The sequence below is a fragment of the Pseudomonas sp. Q1-7 genome (genome assembly GCF_028010285.1).
Classification (GTDB): domain Bacteria; phylum Pseudomonadota; class Gammaproteobacteria; order Pseudomonadales; family Pseudomonadaceae; genus Metapseudomonas.
Genome location: NZ_CP116304.1, coordinates 918,108 through 936,900 on the forward strand (window position 1 = coordinate 918,108; position 18,793 = coordinate 936,900).

Annotated in this window: 19 protein-coding genes and 1 riboswitch; of the genes, 12 read left to right on the forward strand and 7 right to left on the reverse strand. The window is 68.1% G+C overall.

Annotated features, from left to right (window positions below):
* Positions 1-74 precede the first annotated feature (74 nt).
* Positions 75-303, forward strand: a riboswitch (FMN riboswitch).
* A 219-nt stretch (positions 304-522) separates the two neighbouring features.
* The 11 genes from PJW05_RS04195 to PJW05_RS04245 all read left to right on the forward strand — a co-directional run bounded on the left by PJW05_RS04195 (position 523) and on the right by PJW05_RS04245 (position 8,178).
* Positions 523-1,185, forward strand: coding sequence for a riboflavin synthase (locus PJW05_RS04195; protein WP_271410490.1), 663 nt, complete (start codon positions 523-525; stop codon positions 1,183-1,185).
* Between the two features lie 17 nt (positions 1,186-1,202).
* Positions 1,203-2,297 (forward strand): bifunctional 3,4-dihydroxy-2-butanone-4-phosphate synthase/GTP cyclohydrolase II, encoded by a 1,095-nt coding sequence (ribBA, locus tag PJW05_RS04200; RefSeq protein WP_271410491.1) that lies wholly within the window; start codon positions 1,203-1,205, stop codon positions 2,295-2,297.
* 62 nt (positions 2,298-2,359) lie between these two features.
* Positions 2,360-2,836: a 6,7-dimethyl-8-ribityllumazine synthase gene (gene ribH / locus PJW05_RS04205; RefSeq protein ID WP_016490611.1), complete on the forward strand. Its 477-nt coding sequence runs from the start codon at positions 2,360-2,362 to the stop codon at positions 2,834-2,836.
* Positions 2,833-3,306, forward strand: a complete 474-nt coding sequence (nusB, locus tag PJW05_RS04210) for a transcription antitermination factor NusB (protein ID WP_271410492.1) — start codon at positions 2,833-2,835, stop codon at positions 3,304-3,306. Before ribH ends, nusB begins: the two co-directional genes overlap by 4 nt.
* 23 nt (positions 3,307-3,329) lie before the next feature.
* Positions 3,330-4,298, forward strand: coding sequence for a thiamine-phosphate kinase (gene thiL / locus PJW05_RS04215; protein ID WP_271410493.1), 969 nt, complete (start codon positions 3,330-3,332; stop codon positions 4,296-4,298).
* Complete coding sequence (locus tag PJW05_RS04220; RefSeq protein WP_271410494.1) at positions 4,291-4,791, forward strand: phosphatidylglycerophosphatase A family protein; 501 nt, start codon at positions 4,291-4,293, stop codon at positions 4,789-4,791. The genes thiL and PJW05_RS04220 overlap by 8 nt, the downstream gene beginning before the upstream one ends.
* A 38-nt stretch (positions 4,792-4,829) precedes the next feature.
* The gene (locus PJW05_RS04225) at positions 4,830-5,585 is read left to right on the forward strand and encodes a substrate-binding periplasmic protein (RefSeq protein WP_271410495.1); all 756 of its coding nucleotides are present in this window, start codon (positions 4,830-4,832) and stop codon (positions 5,583-5,585) included.
* Positions 5,572-6,246, forward strand: coding sequence for a retropepsin-like aspartic protease family protein (locus tag PJW05_RS04230; protein ID WP_271410496.1), 675 nt, complete (start codon positions 5,572-5,574; stop codon positions 6,244-6,246). The genes PJW05_RS04225 and PJW05_RS04230 overlap by 14 nt, the downstream gene beginning before the upstream one ends.
* Before the next feature lie 107 nt (positions 6,247-6,353).
* Entirely contained in the window at positions 6,354-6,968 is a 615-nt protein-coding gene (ribA, locus tag PJW05_RS04235) for a GTP cyclohydrolase II (protein WP_271410497.1), read from the forward strand.
* The gene (locus PJW05_RS04240; RefSeq protein ID WP_271410498.1) at positions 6,965-7,381 is read left to right on the forward strand and encodes an MFS transporter; all 417 of its coding nucleotides are present in this window, start codon (positions 6,965-6,967) and stop codon (positions 7,379-7,381) included. Before ribA ends, PJW05_RS04240 begins: the two co-directional genes overlap by 4 nt.
* Positions 7,381-8,178: a cobalamin-binding protein gene (locus PJW05_RS04245; RefSeq protein ID WP_271410499.1), complete on the forward strand. Its 798-nt coding sequence runs from the start codon at positions 7,381-7,383 to the stop codon at positions 8,176-8,178. Before PJW05_RS04240 ends, PJW05_RS04245 begins: the two co-directional genes overlap by 1 nt.
* Positions 8,179-8,515: 337 nt before the next feature.
* Here PJW05_RS04245 and dxs read toward each other — a convergent pair whose 3' ends face one another.
* Positions 8,516-10,411 carry a 1-deoxy-D-xylulose-5-phosphate synthase gene (gene dxs / locus PJW05_RS04250; protein WP_271410500.1) on the reverse strand — a complete coding sequence of 632 codons (1,896 nt, stop codon included), beginning with the start codon at positions 10,409-10,411 and terminating at the stop codon, positions 8,516-8,518.
* 100 nt (positions 10,412-10,511) lie between these two features.
* Positions 10,512-13,781, reverse strand: a complete 3,270-nt coding sequence (locus tag PJW05_RS04255) for a carboxyl transferase domain-containing protein (protein WP_271410501.1) — start codon at positions 13,779-13,781, stop codon at positions 10,512-10,514.
* Positions 13,782-13,977: 196 nt separating this feature from the next.
* Between PJW05_RS04255 and PJW05_RS04260 the strand changes: the two genes are divergently transcribed.
* Entirely contained in the window at positions 13,978-14,877 is a 900-nt protein-coding gene (locus PJW05_RS04260; RefSeq protein WP_271410502.1) for a phosphatase PAP2 family protein, read from the forward strand.
* A 20-nt stretch (positions 14,878-14,897) separates the two neighbouring features.
* Here PJW05_RS04260 and PJW05_RS04265 read toward each other — a convergent pair whose 3' ends face one another.
* The 5 genes from PJW05_RS04265 to PJW05_RS04285 all read right to left on the reverse strand — a co-directional run bounded on the left by PJW05_RS04265 (position 14,898) and on the right by PJW05_RS04285 (position 18,745).
* A complete protein-coding gene (locus tag PJW05_RS04265; protein WP_271410503.1) occupies positions 14,898-15,644 on the reverse strand; it encodes an AraC family transcriptional regulator in 747 nt (248 codons plus the stop codon).
* 249 nt (positions 15,645-15,893) lie between these two features.
* Positions 15,894-16,781 carry a (2E,6E)-farnesyl diphosphate synthase gene (gene ispA / locus PJW05_RS04270; protein ID WP_271410504.1) on the reverse strand — a complete coding sequence of 296 codons (888 nt, stop codon included), beginning with the start codon at positions 16,779-16,781 and terminating at the stop codon, positions 15,894-15,896.
* Positions 16,778-17,020 (reverse strand): exodeoxyribonuclease VII small subunit, encoded by a 243-nt coding sequence (locus tag PJW05_RS04275; RefSeq protein WP_271410505.1) that lies wholly within the window; start codon positions 17,018-17,020, stop codon positions 16,778-16,780. Before PJW05_RS04275 ends, ispA begins: the two co-directional genes overlap by 4 nt.
* Positions 17,021-17,252: 232 nt before the next feature.
* Positions 17,253-18,011 carry a sulfite exporter TauE/SafE family protein gene (locus PJW05_RS04280; RefSeq protein WP_271410506.1) on the reverse strand — a complete coding sequence of 253 codons (759 nt, stop codon included), beginning with the start codon at positions 18,009-18,011 and terminating at the stop codon, positions 17,253-17,255.
* A gap of 299 nt (positions 18,012-18,310) precedes the next feature.
* Positions 18,311-18,745 carry a 3-isopropylmalate dehydratase gene (locus PJW05_RS04285; RefSeq protein ID WP_271410507.1) on the reverse strand — a complete coding sequence of 145 codons (435 nt, stop codon included), beginning with the start codon at positions 18,743-18,745 and terminating at the stop codon, positions 18,311-18,313.
* Positions 18,746-18,793 lie beyond the last annotated feature (48 nt).

The window sequence follows — 18,793 nt, forward strand, 5'->3', positions numbered from 1 at the left end:
AGGGCCGCAAAGGCCGATGCAAGATCGCCACGACTGTGATAAAACGCCTGCCAGCCAGTCTCATCGACTGGCTGAAACGTTCTCAGGGCGGGGTGAAAGTCCCCACCGGCGGTGATTGCGCAGTACGCGCATAGCCCGCGAGCGCTTGCGTGGATTTATGTTCAAGATTGAGCGAGCTGGAGCGAGACAAGGCGGTTTTCAACGCCGTATCGCCGACGCGCAGCCAATCGCTTCCAGCAAGGTCAGCAGACCCGGTGTGACTCCGGGGCCGACGGTTAAAGTCCGGATGAAGAGAGAACGGGATTGCCTGCCTGGGTCGGGGTGCGTCCGCACTGCTGCCCGCCAGATCCCTTTCGATCCGATACGCCCTGTTTTTCACGAAACAGGAGTTCCATCGATGCCACATGCAATGACCCACTTCCTTCCGGCGCCGGCGGCCTGCCTGCGCGCGGGCCGGGCGTGGGCGCCTATACTGCCTCACTCGCCGGTTCCGGCCGGTTCGCTGCACGCTCTGGAGGTCCCATGTTCACCGGCATAATCGAAGCCATCGGCACCATCCGTGCGATCACGCCCAAGGGCGGCGACGTCCGCGTCCTGGTGGAAACCGGCAAGCTGGACCTGTCCGACGTCAAGCTCGGCGACAGCATCGCGGTCAATGGCGTCTGCCTGACCGCCGTGGAGCTGCCCGGCAACGGCTTCTGGGCCGACGTCAGTCGCGAAACCCTGGCCCGCACCGCCTTCGACGACCTCAAGCCCGGCAGTCCGGTCAATCTGGAAAAGGCCCTGACCCCCACCAGCCGCCTGGGCGGCCATCTGGTCAGCGGTCACGTCGACGGCATCGGGGAAGTGGTGGCCCGGGAAGACAATGCCCGCGCCGTGCAATTCCGCATCCGCGCCCCCCGCGACCTGGCCAGGTACATCGCCCTCAAGGGCTCGATCACCGTCGACGGCACCAGCCTGACGGTGAACGCGGTGAACGGCGCCGAGTTCGAGCTGACCATCGTCCCGCACACCCTGGCCGAGACCATCATGGTCGACTACCGCCCCGGACGCCGGATCAACCTGGAAGTCGACCTGCTGGCCCGCTACCTGGAGCGCCTGCTGCTCGGCGACAAGGCGGCCGAGCCCCAGTCTTCCGGCCTGACCGAAAGCTTCCTCGCCGAACACGGCTACCTCAAACACTGAATTCATAAGGAGGGCCCATGGCTCTCAACAGCATCGACGAACTGATCGAAGACATCCGCCAGGGCAAGATGGTCATCCTCATGGATGACGAGGATCGCGAGAACGAAGGCGACCTGATCATGGCCTCCGAGTGCGTGCAGGCCGAGCACATCAACTTCATGGCCAAGTTCGCCCGTGGCCTGATCTGCATGCCCATGACCCGTGAGCGCTGCGAGCTGCTCAAGCTGCCGCTGATGGCGCCGCGCAACGGTTCCGGCTTCGGCACCAAGTTCACCGTCTCCATCGAGGCCGCCGAGGGTGTCACCACCGGCATCTCCGCCGCCGACCGCGCGCGCACCGTGCAGGTGGCCGCCGCCAAGAACGCCAAGGCCGAGGATATCGTCAGCCCCGGCCACATCTTCCCGCTGATGGCCCAGCCCGGCGGCGTGCTGGCCCGTGCCGGCCACACCGAGGCGGCTTGCGACCTGGCGCGCATGGCCGGTTTCGAAGCGAGCGGGGTGATCTGCGAGATCATGAACGACGACGGCACCATGTCCCGTCGTCCGGAGCTGGAGGCCTTCGCCGCCGAGCACGGGATCAAGATCGGCACCATCGCCGACCTCATCCACTACCGCCTGATCCACGAACGCACGGTCGAGCGCATCGCCGAGCAGCCGCTGGACAGCGAGCTGGGCCACTTCAACCTGGTGACCTACCGCGATGCCGTGGAAGGCGACGTGCACATGGCCCTGACCCTGGGCAATATCTGCCCGGAAGAGCCGACCCTGGTGCGGGTGCACAACATGGACCCGCTGCGCGACCTGTTCATGGTCAACCAGGCCGGCCGCTGGAGCCTGCGCGCCGCGATGAAGGAAGTGGCCGCCGCCGGCAGCGGCGTGGTGCTGCTCCTCGGCACCCCGCTCACCGGCCCGCAGCTGCTGGCGCACCTGGAGCGCCAGATGGGCGCCGAGACCCGCGTCACCAACCCGACCACCTACAGCACCGTCGGTGCCGGATCGCAGATCCTGCGCGACCTCGGGGTGCGCAAGATGCGCCTGATGAGCTCGCCGATGAAGTTCAACGCGATATCCGGTTTCGACCTGGAAGTTGTAGAATACCTGCCCGCTGAATGACCCGCAGGGCTCCGGCCATCAAGGCCGGGGCCCTCGCTCTTTAAATTGACGAGAACTCGCCCATGTCCCTGAAGACCATCGAAGGTACCTTCATCGCCCCCAAAGGCCGCTATGCCCTGGTGGTCGGCCGTTTCAACAGCTTCGTCGTGGAAAGCCTGGTGAGCGGCGCCGTAGACGCCCTGGTCCGCCACGGTGTCAGCGAAAGCGACATCACCCTCATCCGCGCCCCCGGCGCCTTCGAAATCCCGCTGGTGGCCCAGAAGGTCGCCCAGCAAGGCGAGTACTCCGCCATCATCGCCCTCGGCGCGGTCATTCGTGGCGGCACCCCGCACTTCGAATACGTCGCCGGCGAGTGCACCAAGGGCCTGGCCCAGGTTTCTATGGAATTCGGCGTACCGGTCGCCTTCGGCGTGCTGACCGTCGACTCCATCGAGCAGGCCATCGAGCGCTCCGGCACCAAGGCCGGCAACAAGGGCGCCGAAGCCGCCCTGTCCGCCCTGGAGATGGTCAGCCTGCTGGCTGCCCTGGAGGCCAAGTGAGCAACGCAGACGGTTCGGCGCCCAAGGCGCCGAAAGGCAAGATCGCAGCCCGTCGCCAGGCCCGCAGCCTGGCGATGCAGGCGCTCTACTCCTGGCACATCGCCGGTCAGCCGCTCAACGAAATCGAGGCGCAGTTCCGCGTCGACAACGATTTCAGCACGGTCGACGGTGCCTACTTCCATGAAATCCTCCACGGCGTGCCGCGCCTGAAGACCGAGATCGACGAGGCCTTCCTGCCCTGCCTGGACCGCGCCCTCGAGGAAGTCGACCCGGTCGAGCTGGCGATCCTGCGCCTGTCCACCTACGAACTGATGAACCGGGTGGACGTGCCGTACCGCGTGGTAATCAACGAAGGCATCGAGCTGGCCAAGGTGTTCGGCGCCACCGACGGGCACAAGTTCGTCAACGGCGTACTGGACAAGCTGGCGCCGCGCCTGCGGGCCGCCGAAGTCCGCGGCGGCAAGCGCTGATCGCAGCGCGCGCCCCTCAGTGAATGGGTGAGTTCGAGCTGATCCGCCGTTTCTTCGCCTCCGCCGCCTGCGCGGCCGGGGGCGAAGGCATTGCCCTCGGCATCGGCGACGACTGTGCCCTGTTGCAACTGCCTGCCGGCGAGCAACTGGCGATTTCCACCGACACCCTGGTGTCCGGCGTGCACTTCCCCCACGCTGCCGACCCCTTCCTGCTCGGCCAACGCGCCCTGGCGGTGTCCGTCAGCGATCTGGCGGCGATGGGCGCCGCGCCTGTCGCCTTCACCCTCGCCCTGACCCTGTCCGAAGCCCGGCCCGACTGGCTGGAAGGCTTCGCCCGTGGCCTTTGCGCCATGGCGCAGGGTTGTGGCATCGGCCTGGTGGGCGGCGACACCACGCGCGGGCCGCTGAGCCTGACCCTCACCGTATTCGGCCGGCTGCCCGCCGGCCAGGCGCTGACCCGCGCCGGTGCGCGTGCCGGCGACCTGCTCTGCGTGGGCGGCAGCCTGGGCGATGGTGCCGGGGCCTTGCCGCTGGTGCTGGGCGAGCGGCAGGACAGCGGCGCCGAGGCGGATTACCTGCTGCAGCGCTACTGGGCGCCGCAGCCGCAATTGGCCCTGGGCCAGGCCTTGCGTGGCCGGGCCACGGCGGCACTGGACATCTCCGACGGCCTGCTTGCCGATTGCGGGCACATCGCCGCCGCCTCCGGAGTGGCGCTGTGGATAGACATCGCGCGACTGCCGCTGTCGGCCGCGCTCGCGGGGCTCCATTCGAGGGATTTCGCCCTCAACTGTGCGCTGTCCGGTGGCGACGACTACCGCCTGGCCTTTACCCTGCCCGCCGACGAGCTGGCCGCTGTCCAGGCCGCATGGCCCGAGGTGGCGGTGATCGGGCGGGTCGAGGCGGGGCAGGGCGTGCACCTGCTGGATGCCGCCGGCCAGGCCGTGCAGCCGTCGGCACTGGGTTATCAACATTTCGGGAGTCAAGGTGACTGATCACGACTCGGCCACGCCGCAGCCAATCCCCCATTCGGTGTGGAGCAACCCCTGGCATTTCATCGCTTTCGGCTTCGGCTCGGGCACCTTGCCCAAGGCGCCCGGCACCTGGGGTTCGCTGGTGGCGCTGCCGTTCATTCCGCTCTGGCAGATGCTGCCGGACTGGGGCTACTGGCTGATGCTGGGACTGACCATGCTGTTCGGCTTCTGGCTGTGCGGCAAGGTGGCCGACGACCTGCGGGTGCATGACCATGAAGGTATCGTCTGGGACGAGATGGTCGGCATGTGGATCACCCTCTGGCTGGTGCCCGAGGGCTGGCAGTGGCTGCTGCTGGGATTCCTGATGTTCCGGGTGATGGACATTCTCAAGCCCTGGCCGATCCGCTGGATCGACCGGCATGTTCACGGCGGCGTGGGCATCATGCTCGACGACGTGCTGGCCGGGGTCTTCGCCTGGCTGGCGATGCAGCTCATTGTCTGGGGCCTGGCCTAGTGCCGGCCGGGTGCGGGTCTAAGGCGCACGGAGGGCGGATGCGGAACTGGATACTCAAGGTGCTGGTCGGGTGCCTGCTGGTGCCGGCGGCCTGGGCCGCCCCCTTTCCGGTCGACGAGATCCACCTGGTCGCCGAGGTCTGGGCCCGGCATACCGAGGCCGATGGCAGCGGCCTCGGCTGGGACATCCTGCGCCGCGTGTACGAGCCCGCGGGGATCCGGCTGAAGATCCGCTCCGTGCCCTATACCCGCTCCATCGGCCTGGTGCAGCGCGGCGAGGCGGATGCCTGGGTCGGCTCCTACCCTGACGAGGTCGAGGGCACCCTGTATCCGCGCTGGCACTACGACGCCGACCGGGTCAGCGCCCTGTCGCGGAGTTCGACGCCTGTCCCCACCCTGGCCAGCCTGGGCCAGTACCGCCTCGCCTGGATGCGTGGCTACAACTACCAGGCCTACCTGCCGAACCTGAAGCACTTCGAGGAAATCCAGCGGCGCAACGGTATCCTGTCGATGCTCGACCTCGGCCACGTGGACTTCTACATCGACGCCCGCACCGAGGTGGACGATGTGCTGCACAGCGCTGCCGATCCCAGCCGTTATCGGATCACCCCGCTGACGCGCCTGCCGCTCTACCTGGGCTTCGCCAATACCGAGCGGGGGCGGCGCCTGGCGGACATCTTCGATCGCCGCATGGGGGCCCTGGTCGCCAGTGGCGAGTTGCGGCCGCTGTTCCGCCGCTGGCAGCAGCCCTACGCTTTCGACAAGGAACTGGAGAGACCCCATGCCACGCCCTGATCTACGCATCGCCGCCTGCCTGCTGGCACTCGCCCCGGTGTTCGTCGGCGCTGCGCAGGTGCAAGTGGTCGGCCTGTTTCCCGGCGCGGCGGTGATCAACGTCGATGGCCAGCGCAAGCTGGTGAAGGTGGGCCAGACCGGCCCTGGCGGCGTGCAGGTGATCAGCGCCGACAGCAAGGGCGCGGTACTGCGGGTCGATGGCGTCGAGCGCCACTATGGCCTCTCCCGCGAATACAACCAGGCTGGCCCTTCCTCCGGCGCGTCTTCCGTAACGGCCCCGCCGCAGAAGGCCCAACTGAGCATCGCCCGCAGCAACAATGGCCATTACCAGGTCGCTGGCTCCATCGACGGCCACCCGGTGCAGTTCCTGGTGGATACCGGGGCTACCAGCGTCGCCATGAACGAGCACCAGGCACGGCGGCTGGGTATCGACTACCGGGTCAAGGGTCTGCCGATGAAGGCCAGCACCGCGGGCGGTACGGTGAACGCCTGGCGGGTGACCTTCGACCGGATCAAGGTCGGCAGCCTCGAAGTGCTGGGCGTGGAGGGCGCAGTGATCGAGGGGCAGGCGCCGGTGGACGTGCTGCTGGGCATGAGCTTCCTCAACCGTGTGCGCTGGCGCGAAGAGCAGGGCGTGCTGTTGCTGGAGTCCAAGTTCTAGCCGGATTGCTTCCAGGCATTCGATATTTATCCCCAACTATTCAGTCTGACCGGCCGGTTGGCGCTGCTGATACAATGCCGGCCTTGTCACTATCCAGGAGTCCTACGGTGTCCGTCGTATTCGTCGCCGCCTCCCAGTTGCCCACCCCGTTCGGCGTGTTCACCATGCACGGCTTCCTCGATGAAACCAGTGGCAAGGAGCACGTCGCCCTGACCCTGGGGGATGTGGCCAGCGGCGAACCCGTGCTGGGTCGCCTGCACTCCGAGTGCCTCACCGGCGACGCCCTGTTCAGCCTGCGCTGCGACTGCGGTTTCCAGCTGGAAGCCGCGCTGCGCGCCATCGCCGAAGTCGGCCGCGGCGTACTGCTCTACCTGCGCCAGGAAGGCCGAGGCATCGGCCTGCTGAACAAGATCCGCGCCTATGAGCTGCAGGACGGCGGTGCGGACACCGTGGAGGCCAATGAGCGCCTGGGATTCGGCGCCGACCAGCGCGACTACGCCATGTGCCAGCCCATGCTGGAGCACCTGGGTATCAGCGCCATCAAGCTGATGACCAACAACCCGCGCAAGGTCAAGGCGCTGGAAAGCTATGGCCTGAACGTCTCCGAGCGGGTGCCGCTGCAGACCGGCCTGAACAAGCACAACCGCAAGTACCTGGCTACCAAGGCCGGCAAACTCGGGCACATGCTCGGCAACCTGCACCAGGCGGAAGCCGAGTCGTGACCCGCGCGCAAGCCCGTCGCCGGCTGGGCGTGGCCTGGTGGCGGCAGTTGCTGCTGACCCTCGCGCCGCTGTTCCTGATGGAGGCCTTCCTCGGCGGCCGTGAATGGTTGCCGGCGCTGCAGATGCCGATGTTCATCGTCGGCCTGCTGGCCATGTTCCCCAGCCTCAAACTGTTCGCCGCCTACAAGCGTGCGCTGGTGGCTACCGAGGCCGTTCTCGACACGCCCGAGGAACCCGCTGCCTGGACCGCGCTGGGTCGTTGTCGCGCCAAGGCCCTGCAGGTCGCCTCGCTGCCGGCCTGGATCGCCGCCCTGGCGGTGCCGGTGGGCCTCAACGGCGTCGCGCTGTTCCTGCTGGCCATGAGCAGCCTGGTGCTGCTCTACCTCTACCGAATTCCCCGCCAGCTCGGCTGATGCGCCGGCTGCTCGCCTGCCTGCTGCTGTGCCTGGCACTGCCCGCCGCGGCGCAGTTGCGGGTGGTCAGCCTGGCACCTTCCCTTACTGAAATCATGCTCGACCTTGGCGCGGGCGACCTGCTGGTGGGCGTGCTCGATGGTGGCGAGCGACCGGCTGACCTGACGGGGCTACCGTCCGTGGGGCGCTACGGCCAGTTGCAGGCGGAAAGCCTGCTCGCCCTGAAACCCGATCTGGTGCTGCTCTGGCCGGACAGTGTCGGCGCCACCGGCCGCGAGCAACTGGCCAGGCTGTCGATTCCGCAACTGGTGGTGGAACCCCGGGATCTGGCGCAACTGGCGCAGTCCTTCGCCGCCATCGGTGAGCGCGTCGGCCGCGCCGAGCAGGGACGCCAGTTGGCCGCGCGCTTCGAGGCGGGCCTGGCCGCGCTGCGTCAGCGCCATGGGCGCGAGGTGCCGCTGAAAGTCTTCTATCAGGTCTGGGACAAGCCGCTCTACACCCTGGGCGGCCGGCAGATCGTCAGCGATGCCCTGACGCTCTGTGGGGCGCAGAACGTTTTCGCCGACCTGACGCTGCCGGCGCCGCAAGTGGGGATCGAGGCCGTGCTGCAGCGCGACCCGGCGGTGATCCTGGTCAGCGAGCCCAGTCAGGCGGGCGCCTGGAAGGCCTGGCCGCAGGTGGCGGCGGTGAGGAATGGGCAGGTCTGGGCGGTGCCGGATCGGGGCCTGGAGCGTCCGAGCTTCCAGATGCTCCAGGCCACCGAGAAGCTTTGCCGGCTGCTGGATACCGCGCGCTAGCCACCGATGGGTTTCGTGCCTCAACCCATCCTACAGTCGGGCTGCGTAGGATGGCGTAGAGCGAAGCGAAACCCATCACAGCAGAACGATGGGTTTCGTGCCTCAACCCATCCTACGGTTGCGGTTGCGTAGGATGGTGTAGAGCGAAGCGAAACCCATCACAGCGGAACGATGGGTTTCGTGCCTCAACCCATCCTACGGTCGGGCTGCGTAGGATGGTGTAGAGCGAAGCGAAACCCATCATCGCGGGCCGATGGGTTTCGTGCCTCAACCCATCCTACGGTCGGGCTGCGTAGGATGGTGTAGAGCGAAGCGAAACCCATCGCGTGGGGCGGGCTCAGAGGCCCAGCAGCGCTATCCGCTGACGTACCGAGGCTTCGATGCCGGCCGCGTCCAGTCCGCATTCGGCGAGCATTTCCGCCGGCTTGGCGTGTTCCACGTAATAGTCCGGCAAGCCCAGGTGCAGCACCGGCCTGACCAGGTTCTCGCGGGCGAGGAATTCGCTGACGGCGGCCCCGGCGCCACCCATCACGCTGTTTTCTTCGATGGTCACCAGCAGCTCGTGGCTGCCGGCCAACTCGCGCACCAAGTCCTCGTCCAGGGGTTTGACGAAGCGCATGTCCACCACCGTGGCGTCCAGGGATTCGGCCACCTGCAGGGCCTCGGCCAACTGCACGCCGAACACCAGCATCGCCACTTGACTGCCCTTGCGGCGCACCACGCCCTTACCGATTTCCACCGGCGCCAGGGCCGGGTCGATCGGGGCGTTGGGGCCGCTGCCGCGCGGGTAGCGCACCGCCGCCGGGCCTTCGAAGTGGTAGCCGGTGGTGAGCAGCAGGCGCAGTTCGTTCTCGTCGCTCGGCGTCATCACCAGCATGCCGGGGATGCAGCGCAGGTAGGAGAGGTCGAAGCTGCCGGCGTGGGTGGGGCCGTCTTCGCCCACCAGACCGGCGCGGTCGATGGCGAAGGTCACGTCGAGGTTCTGCACCGCCACGTCGTGGATCAGTTGGTCGTAGCCGCGTTGCAGGAAGGTGGAGTAGATCGCCACCACCGGCTTGGCGCCGTCGCAGGCCATGCCCGCCGCCAGGGTCACGGCGTGCTGTTCGGCGATGGCGACGTCGAAGTAGCGGTCCGGGAAGCGCTCGGCGAAGGCCACCAGATCGGAACCTTCCTTCATCGCCGGGGTGATGCCCACCAGGCGCGGGTCCTGCCCGGCCATGTCGCACAGCCACTGGCCGAACACGTTGGAATACTTCGGCCCGGATGGCTTTTTCGGCGCGGCCGGGGCGTTCATCGGCTCCAGCTTGGTGATGGCGTGGTAGCCGATGGGGTCGACCTCCGCGGGGGCGAAGCCCTTACCCTTCTTGGTCACCACATGGAGGAACTGCGGGCCCTTGAGGTCGCGCATGTTGCGCAGGGTGGCCACCAGGGTGGGCAGGTCGTGGCCGTCGATGGGGCCAATGTAGTTCCAGCCCAGTTCCTCGAACAGGGTGCCGGGCACCAGCATGCCCTTGGCGTATTCCTCGGTGCGGCGGGCGATTTCCCAGGCGCCGGGCAGGCGTGAGAGCACTTTCTTGCTGCCCTCGCGCATGCTGGCGTAGGTGCGGCTGGAGAGAATTTTCGCCAGGTAGTTGGACAGGCCGCCGACATTGCGCGAGATCGACATGTCGTTGTCGTTGAGGATCACCAGCATGTCGGCCTGTACGTCCGAGGCGTGGTTGAGGGCCTCGAAGGCCATGCCGGCGGTGAGCGCGCCGTCGCCGATCACGGCGATGGACTTGCGCTCCGAACCCTGCATGCGGGCGGCGATGGCCATGCCCAGGGCGGCGCTGATGGAGGTGCTGGAGTGGCCGACGCCGAAGGTGTCGTACTCGCTTTCCACGCGGCGCGGGAAGGCGGCGATGCCGTCCTTCTGGCGCAGGCTGCCCATCTGCTCGCGGCGACCGGTCAGGATCTTGTGCGGGTAGGCCTGGTGACCCACGTCCCAGACCAGCCGGTCGTCGGGCGTGTCATAGACGTAATGCAGGGCGATGGTCAGTTCCACCACGCCCAGGCCGGCACCGAAGTGGCCGCCAGTCTTGCCGACGGTATAGAGCAGGTACTGGCGCAGTTCGTCGGCCAGGGTTTCCAGCTCCGCCTCACCGAGCCGGCGCAACGCCTCCGGCGTTACCGCGCGGTCGAGCAGGGGCGTGACGGGGCGTTCGCGGGGAATCTCGTGGAACGTCGTGGGCATCAGGCTTATCGTTATGGGCAAAAAAAAGATGGGCAAGTTTACCTGATGCCGCTTTGCCTGCCCAAGACATGGTGTCGGATGCCCTTGCCGCCCGCCCGCGCTACCAGGTATCCACGAACCGCCGCTTCTTGCCGTCGCGCGCATCGGGGCGGGGCGCGGCGTTGAGTCCGCGCAGCAGCCAGCGGCGGGTTTCCTGCGGGTCGATGACGGCGTCGATTTCGAGGAAGCTGGCCATGTTGATCGCCTTGCCGTTCTCGTAGGCCTTGCCAACCATCTTCTGGAACAGCATTTCCCGCTCGGCGGGGTCTGCCACGGCGGCCAGTTCCTTGGCGTAACCCAGGCGCACCGCGCCTTCCAGCCCCATGGCGCCGAATTCGCCGCTGGGCCAGGCGATGGTGAACAGCGGCGAGTGGAAGCTGCCCGCCGCCATGGCTTGCGCGCCCAGGCCATAACCCTTGCGCAGCACCACGGTGAAGAAGGGCACCGAGAGGCCGGCGGCGGAAACGAACATCCGCGAAACGTGGCGCACCGTGGCCTGCTTCTCCGACTCGGGGCCCACCATGAAGCCGGGGGTGTCGCAGAGGGACAGCATGGGGATGTCGAAGGCCTCGCACAGCTGCATGAAGCGCGCGGCCTTGTCGCCGGCCTGGGCGTCGATGGCGCCGCCCAGGTGCATCGGGTTGTTGGCGATCAGGCCGAAGGCCTTGCCTTCGATGCGGATAAACGCCGTGACCAGCCCCGGCGCGAACTGTCGCCGCAGCTCCAGCACCGAACCCCGGTCGGCCAGGGTCTCGATCAACGCGCGGATGTCGTAGACCCGCAGCCGGTTCTCCGGGATGGCGTGGCGCAGCAGACGCTGGTCGGCGCATTCCCAGTCCGCCAGGTCGCCCTGGAAATAGGACAGGTACTGCCGCGCCACCCGCACCGCCTCGGCTTCGTCCGCCACCAGCACATCGATCACCCCGTTCGGGCCCTGGACGCGGGTGGGGCCGACCTCCTCCGGGGCAAAGCGGCCCAGTCCGCCACCCTCGATCATCGCGGGGCCGGCCATGCCGATGCTGGCGTTCCTCGTGGCGATGATCACGTCGCAGCATCCCAGCAGCGCCGCATTGCCGGCGAAGCAGCGGCCGGACACCACTCCCACCAGCGGCACCAGGCCGGACAGCCGGGCCATGCCGACGAAGGTGTGGCAATCCAGCCCGGCCACCCCGACGAAGTCCGAATCCCCCGGCCGGCCGCCACCGCCCTCGGCGAACAGCACCAGCGGCAGGCGCCATTGCTCGGCGAGGCCGAGCATGCGGTCGGTCTTCTTGTGGTTCATCACCCCCTGGGTGCCGGCGAACACCGTGTAGTCGTAGGCAATGGCCATGCAACGCGCCGTTTCGGCGCCGAAAAGGGCGGCGTTGACTGTGCCGATGCCCGCCACCAGGCCGTCCGCCGGGCTCTGTTCGATCAGCGCCTCCAGCGCGCGGCGCCGGCGTTGGGCGGCCAGGGCCAGGGCGCCGTACTCGATGAAACTGTCCTCGTCGAGCAGGTCATCGAGGTTCTCGCGGGCGGTGCGCTGGCCGGTGCGGCGACGCTTTTCCACCGCGTGCGGGCGTCGCTCGTCCGTGGTGATGGCGTGGCGTTCGAGCACCTCGGCGAGGTCGGCGCGGATCTGCGCCAGGTCGATGCTTTCCTCGGTCTGTAGCGCCCCGTTGCTCACCTCGGCTGGCTCCAGGAACAACAGCGGTGCGCCTTCGAACAGACTGCTGCCGGGTGCCACGGCCAGGGCACGGACGATGCCGCCCTGGCTGGCCTTGACCACGAACTCCATCTTCATCGCCTCCAGCACCGCCACCGGCTGGCCGGCCGCGACGGCGTCGCCCACCTGCACGTCCAGGCTCACCAGCACGCCCTGACTGGGGGCATTCAGCGGTATGCAGCCGGCCGGGGCGTCCACCTGTCCGGCCTGGGCGCCGGCAATGCCGGTCGCGACGCTGGCGAACCGGTGCGGATGGGCTTCCTGCTGTGGTGCCAGCAGTTGGCCGATTTCTCGTTCGATGAAGCGGGTGTCCACGCCCGTGGCCAGCTCCGGGCGGCGCAGCAGGTTCTGCAAGAAATGGATATTGCTCGCCACCCCTTCCAGGCGGAATTCACAGAGGGCGCGGTAGGCGCGGCGTAGCGTGGCGGGCAGGTCGTCGCCCTGGACGATCAGCTTGGCCAGCAGCGAGTCGTAGCTCGGGCTGGTGGCGTAGCCGGCGTAGCCATAGCCGTCGACGCGGATACCCGGTCCGCTGGGTGGCTCGTAGGCGCTGATCAGGCCGCCGGCGGGGCGGGCGCTGCCGTCGGCCTGCATGTTTTCCAGGTTGATCCGCAGCTGCACGGCGAAGCCACGGGGTGCGGCGGGCTCCAACAGGCCCAGCTCGGCCAGGCGGGCGCCAGCCGCCAGGCGCAGCTGCGCCTGCACCAGGTCGATGCCGGTGACCGCCTCGGTGATGCAGTGCTCCACCTGGATGCGCGGGTTGGCCTCCATGAACACGAAGTCGCCGCGTTCGCCGTCCACCAGGAACTCGAAGGTGCCGATGCCGCGATAGTTCACGGCGCCGGCCAGGGTCAGCGCGGCCTCGAGGATGCGCTGGCGCAGGCCGGCGTCCAGTCCCGGCGCGGGGGCGATCTCGATCACCTTCTGATGGCGTCGTTGCAGGCTGCAATCGCGCTCCCAGAGATGAGCGACACGCTCGCCGTCGCCCAGCACCTGCACCTCGATGTGCCGGGCATTGTCGATCAGTCGCTCGACGTAGAGGTCGCCATTGCCGAAGGCGGCGCGGGCCTCCGACTGGCAGCGTTCGAAGGCCTGCTCCAGCTCGCCGGCCTCGCGCACCGCACGCATGCCGCGCCCGCCGCCGCCAGCCAGGGCCTTGAGCATGATGGGGCCGCTCTCCAGCAGGGCGCGGGCTTCCGCCAGGCTGGTGGCGCGGTTGCTGCCGGCGGCCAGGGGCAGGCCGCAGCGCGCCGCCAGCTCACGGGCGCGGGCCTTGTCGCCGAACAGTTCAAGGGCTTCGGGGGAAGGGCCGACGAAGCGGATGCCGGCGGCCTCGCACTGGCGGGCGAAGTCGGCGTTCTCGCTGAGGAAGCCGTAGCCGGGATGCAGCGCGTCGCAACCCTGCTGGCGGGCCACCTCCACCAATTGCGCGGCGTCCAGGTAGGCGGCCGCGCCCCGGCCCTGCAGCGGCACCGCCAGGTCGGCCTTGCGCAGGTGCAGGGAGGCGCCATCGTCCTCGGCGTACACCGCGACACTGCGGATGCCCAGCTCGTCGGCGGCGCGGGCGATGCGGATGGCGATCTCGCCACGGTTGGCGATCAGCAGGGACTGGATGGCTCGATTCACGGCGGAGGTCCTTGGCGGGCGATCCATGGATCTTAGGCATCGACCGCACGACGCCGCAGCCAACTGTGTCGCGACGAATACCCGCCACTCAGGGCGATTGATGATCCGGTGACATGGATTGTCCTGATCGGACCTTGTTCGTGGTGCGCCGGTTGCAGTATCTCTGGCGCCTTTATCCCCTCTACAAGGACCGTCCATGAACGAACTGCTGCACAGCCTGGACTGGGTGCTGCCCCTGCGCAGCGACACGCTGACGCCGGTGATGCGTTTCTTCACCCTGCTGGGCTACGAGAAGTTCATCCTGTTCTTCCTCCCCCTCGGCTACTGGGCCTGGAACCGTGGGGTGTTCCTGCGCCTGCTGGTGCTGGTGGCCGTGACTGCGCTGCTCAACGCCTGGCTCAAGGACTACTGGCAGGACCCGCGCCCGGACATTGCCCTGCGCATGGATCACGACGTGGGCGACAGCTTCGGCCTGCCCAGCGGTCACGCGCAGATCGCCGTGGTCATCTGGTTCTGGCTGGCCTTCGAGTTGCGCCGCACCTGGGCCTGGCTGGTCAGCGGGGTGGTGGTGACGGGGATCATTTTCAGCCGCCTGTACCTGGGCGCCCATGATGTGGAGGACGTGCTGGGCGGCTCGCTGCTGGGTGTCGCCACCCTGCTGCTGTTCGCCCAGGTGCGGCATTGGAACGGGTGGCGCGAGGCCCATGGCCTGCTGCACCTGGGGCTGATCCTGCTGGTGTTTCTGGCGGCCTGGCTGACCTGGCCGGGTGTGGCGCCGAGCTACGTCCCGTTGCTGGCGGGGCTGATGATCGGCGTGCTGTTCGGCTATCGCCAGGTGGCGTTCTCCGCCGAGGTCGCCACCTGGCGCCGCCTGCTGGCCGCCGCCATCGGCGCAGTGGCCTTCATCCTGCTGCAGAAAGCATTGAAGCTGGCCGGCGCATCCTGGCCGCTGGACCCGCAGCTCTGGCAAGGCTTGCGCGGGCTGGTCATGGGGCTGTTCGTTGCCTTGGCGATGCCCTGGCTGCTGGTGCGTCTCGGCCTGCTGGCCGCCGGGCGCGAGCCTGTTTCCAAAGCGCTGGCGCAGACGGCCGCCTGAAGGGGCTGGGGCGGAGCGGATCAGCCCCGGCAGGTGTCGCGGTACTGGCTGGGGGAAAGCCCGGTCAGGGCCTTGAACTGGCGGCTGAAGGCACTGTGGTCGGTGTAGCCGCAGCTGAGCGCGATCTCGGTGATGGGTAGGTCGCCGGTGAGCAATTGGGTGGCGGCGCCCAGGCGCGCCTTGTGGATCATCTGCCGGGGCGTGAGCTGGAAGATGCGTTTGCACAAACGCTCCAGCTGGGCGACCGAGAGACCCGCGATGTCGGTCAGTTGTTCCAGGCTGATGGCGGTGTCGTAGTGCTCGCGGATGTAGGCATCCACCGCCGCCAGCCGCTGGTAGGCCGGGTGGCTGGACTGCGGGGCCTGCAGGTCGTAGGAAATCCCGGCCATGCCGATCACCCGCTGCTGGTCGTCGCGCAGCGCCAGCTTGTGGGTCAGGCACCAGCCGGGTTGCCGGCCAGGGTACAGGTGCAGTTCCAACTGGTCGCTCAGCGGCTCGCCCCGGTCCAGGACGCGCCGGTCCTGCTCGGTGTAGTTCGGCCCGAAGCGGGTCGGGAAAACGTCTTCGGCGGTGCGCCCGAGCAGGGCTTGCTTGCTCTTGAGGCCGCAGCGCCGGGCCAGGGTCTGGTTGACCAGCACATAGCGCGCCTGCGGGTCCTTGATGAAAAACACCACGTCGGGCATGGCATCCAGCAGCGGGACGATCTGCTCCAGGCCGTCGAGCAGCGTGGCCAGGTTGCGGGCGGTGGGCAGGTGTTCGAGTTTCATGATGCGATGTGCCTCCTCGCTGTCGTCATCCCACCCGCTCAGGCATTGTCGACCGCTGGCGGGCGCTGGTGCAGAGGATGAGTGTGCCGTAGGCAGGGGCCTGCCGTGTGCGGCATTTCCTGGCAGAAGACGCTGCTGCTGCCTGCCCCTGCGCTGGAAGGGGCTCGCAAGGGTGGCGCCGTGGGGGCGTCGGCGGCTTGAGGGATTTCTGCCGGGCGTGTGACGAAATCGGCACAGGCCCGGCGGCGGTCAGCTGCGCCGTTCGACGATGTAGCGCGCCAGGGCGCGCAGCGGTTCGGCGCTGTCGCCCAGGTTGGCGACGGCGCGCAGGGCCTGGTCGCGCAGGTCCAGGGCGTAGGCCTTGGCGTTGTCGAGGCCGAGCAGCGCGGGGTAGGTGGGCTTGTCGTGGGCCTGGTCCTTGCCCTGGGTCTTGCCCAGGGTGGCGGTGTCGCTTTCCACGTCGAGGATGTCGTCCTGCACCTGGAAGGCCAGGCCGATGGCGCGGGCATAGATGCGCAGCGCGGCCAGCGCCGCGGGGTTCGCCTTGCCGCTGGCCAGGGCACCGAGGCGCACGCTGGCTTCGATCAGGGCGCCGGTCTTGTGCCGGTGCATGGTTTCCAGCGCGGCCTGGTCGAGCTTGCGGCCGACCGAGCCGAGGTCGATCGCCTGGCCGCCGACCATGCCGGCAGGGCCGGCGGCCTGGCCGAGGCTGGCGATCATCGCCAGGCGGGTCTCGGCGTCGTGGGGGTTGCGCTCACCGTCGGCCAGCACCTCGAAGGCCAGCGCCTGCAGGCCGTCGCCGGCGAGGATGGCGCTGGCTTCGTCGAAGGCGATGTGGGTGGTGGGCTGGCCGCGACGCAGATCGTCGTCGTCCATGGCCGGCAGGTCGTCATGGACCAGGGAATAGGCGTGGATCAGCTCCACCGCGCAGGCCGCGCCGTCGGCACGGGCCGGATCGCCGCCGAGGGCTTCGCAGGCGGCGTAGACCAGCAGCGGGCGAACGCGCTTGCCACCGTTCACCACGCTGTAGCGCATGGCCTGGTAAAGGCGCTCCAGTGGCGCCAGCGGCGCGTTGAACAGTTCGCCGAGGGCGCTGTCGACCCGCTGCTGGCAGCGCGCCTGGTAGTCGGCGATCATGCTGGCTCGTCCGCGTCGAAGGGCGCTTCTTCCAGTTGGCCGTCGCGCTCCAGCAGGATCTGCACCTTCTGCTCGGCCTGGTTCAGCGCGGCCTGGCATTCGCGGGTGAGGCGGATGCCCTGCTCGAAGGCGCTGAGCGAGTCCTCGAGCGACAGTTCACCGCTTTCCAGGCGTTCCACCAGGCTCTGCAGGTCGGCGAGGGACTGTTCGAAATCGGGGGTGGCTTTCTTGCGGGCCATGCTGCTGTCTCGCGAAGGTCGAATCGGGCGCGACACTAGCAGAGCCGCACCCTGCGGGCAAATGAAGGGGGCGGATGGCTGCGGTCCGCAGCCGCTTTTTCCTGTGGGGCTGGCTCAGTCGGTAGCCCAGTGATGTCTGGGTTGTTGGGCCCCGCCGTGCTCGGCACCCACCTGCGAACAACCTGTGGTGCGGCCTTCTGTCCGCCTTGCTCCTGCAGCCTGTGGGGTGGTTTCAGGTGGTGACGAAGTAATACACCGTCATCCCCGCGCCCACCGCGATCACCAGCCAGCGCAGCCAGAGGGTCGGCAGGCGCCGGGCCAGGGCGCCGCCGCAGTAGCCCCCGCAACTGGCGGCGGCGAGCAGCACCGCCAGCTCCGCCCAACTGACCCGGCCGGCCACCACGAAGGTCACTACCGCCACGCTGTAGATGGTGCTCGACAGCAGGTTCTTCAGGGCATTGGCGCGCAGCAGGGGATGGCCTTCGATGGAGAAGGCGGCCAGTTGCAGGATGCCCATGCCGGCGCCGAAGTAGCCGCCGTAGATGGCCACCAGGCTGTGGCAGAGATGGCTGCCAAGACCGTGGGCCGGCAGTTCTCCGGCCTCGCGTTGGCGGTTGATCAGCCGGCTCAGCCAGGGGCTGGCGGCGAACAGCAGGGTCGCGGCCAGCAGCAACCAGGGAATCAGCCGGCGGAAGATTTCGTCGCCGCCGGCGAGCAGCAGCAGACCGCCACCCAGGCCACCCAGCAGCGACACCAGCACCAGCGGAACCACGTAGCGCCCGAGCGGCCGCAATTGCTCCCGCGCCGCCCAGCTCGCCGCCAGGCTGGCCGGCCACAGGGCCACGGCATTGGTGGCGTTGGCAGTCACCGGTGGCAGGCCGGTGGCGAGCAGGGCGGGAAAGGAGAAGAAGGTCCCGCCACCGGCGAGGGCGTTCATGCCGCCGGCGGCGAAGCCGGCGAGCAACAGCAGGATGATGTCGTGGAGGTTCATGGACGGCTGCGCAAAAAGCGGCAGGTTACTCCTCGGGCATGAACGGTGGCAAAGGCGGGGCGAATGGTCGGCCGCACGGAGGGCCGCCGACCAATGAGCCGAATCGGTGATAAGCGGGGGTGCCTGGTTCCGCGATAGCAGTATGCTTTCACTAACTCGTATGGGGCGGGGGCAGTAACGTGCAGGGAAGCCCACTCCACAGCCTTTCCAGGCAGTAGCAGCGGAAGACTGAAAACGCAGAGAGTCACGCTAAGGCGTCAGGCCGGAACCGGGTTCAGCAGTCCCGCTTCCGGCCTCTTTCATTGGGCCTTTGGCTCGTCCGCCAGCAGGCCGAAGCCTTCGCGGTTGTCGCTGACGATGCGGAAGTGTTCGCTCTGGCCGGGCTCCACACGGGCGGCCTTTTCACGGCGCAGGCGGCCCTTGGAGCAGAGGGTGTCGTCCTGTTCGTCGATGCCGATGCCGACGATGCGATCCCCCGGCGGCACTTCGAAACTGGCCTCTTCGCCGATGCCGATGCGCGCCGCCAGCTGGCGGTCTACATGCACGGCGATGTAGCAGCCGCTGCCCAGTCCGCCCATGTCGCGGTTCACCACGATCCGGCCGCCGCCCTCCACCGGCGTCTGGAACGCCAGGAGGCGATCGGCCGGGACCTGGGTGATGTGTTCCGGGGTCGCCCGGTAGGACGAGCAACCGGCGAGCAGGAACAGCGAAGCGGCGACGCAGATCAGGCGCATGGAAGCCCTCCTTGGGCGGAATGATCGGGAAGCGATGCAGGAACTCTA

What these genes read in the sequence shown, in the direction of transcription:
- PJW05_RS04225 (WP_271410495.1), top strand. Translation starts at nt 4,830, where the DNA reads ATGCGGAACTGGATACTCAAGGTGCTGGTCGGGTGCCTGCTGGTGCCG.
- PJW05_RS04245 (WP_271410499.1), top strand. Translation starts at nt 7,381, where the DNA reads ATGCGCCGGCTGCTCGCCTGCCTGCTGCTGTGCCTGGCACTGCCCGCC.
- PJW05_RS04265 (WP_271410503.1), bottom strand. Translation starts at nt 15,644, where the DNA reads ATGAAACTCGAACACCTGCCCACCGCCCGCAACCTGGCCACGCTGCTC.
- thiL (WP_271410493.1), top strand. Translation starts at nt 3,330, where the DNA reads ATGGGTGAGTTCGAGCTGATCCGCCGTTTCTTCGCCTCCGCCGCCTGC.
- PJW05_RS04275 (WP_271410505.1), bottom strand. Translation starts at nt 17,020, where the DNA reads ATGGCCCGCAAGAAAGCCACCCCCGATTTCGAACAGTCCCTCGCCGAC.
- PJW05_RS04280 (WP_271410506.1), bottom strand. Translation starts at nt 18,011, where the DNA reads ATGAACCTCCACGACATCATCCTGCTGTTGCTCGCCGGCTTCGCCGCC.
- PJW05_RS04285 (WP_271410507.1), bottom strand. Translation starts at nt 18,745, where the DNA reads ATGCGCCTGATCTGCGTCGCCGCTTCGCTGTTCCTGCTCGCCGGTTGC.
- PJW05_RS04195 (WP_271410490.1), top strand. Translation starts at nt 523, where the DNA reads ATGTTCACCGGCATAATCGAAGCCATCGGCACCATCCGTGCGATCACG.
- ribBA (WP_271410491.1), top strand. Translation starts at nt 1,203, where the DNA reads ATGGCTCTCAACAGCATCGACGAACTGATCGAAGACATCCGCCAGGGC.
- ispA (WP_271410504.1), bottom strand. Translation starts at nt 16,781, where the DNA reads ATGATCGCCGACTACCAGGCGCGCTGCCAGCAGCGGGTCGACAGCGCC.
- PJW05_RS04260 (WP_271410502.1), top strand. Translation starts at nt 13,978, where the DNA reads ATGAACGAACTGCTGCACAGCCTGGACTGGGTGCTGCCCCTGCGCAGC.
- PJW05_RS04230 (WP_271410496.1), top strand. Translation starts at nt 5,572, where the DNA reads ATGCCACGCCCTGATCTACGCATCGCCGCCTGCCTGCTGGCACTCGCC.
- dxs (WP_271410500.1), bottom strand. Translation starts at nt 10,411, where the DNA reads ATGCCCACGACGTTCCACGAGATTCCCCGCGAACGCCCCGTCACGCCC.
- ribH (WP_016490611.1), top strand. Translation starts at nt 2,360, where the DNA reads ATGTCCCTGAAGACCATCGAAGGTACCTTCATCGCCCCCAAAGGCCGC.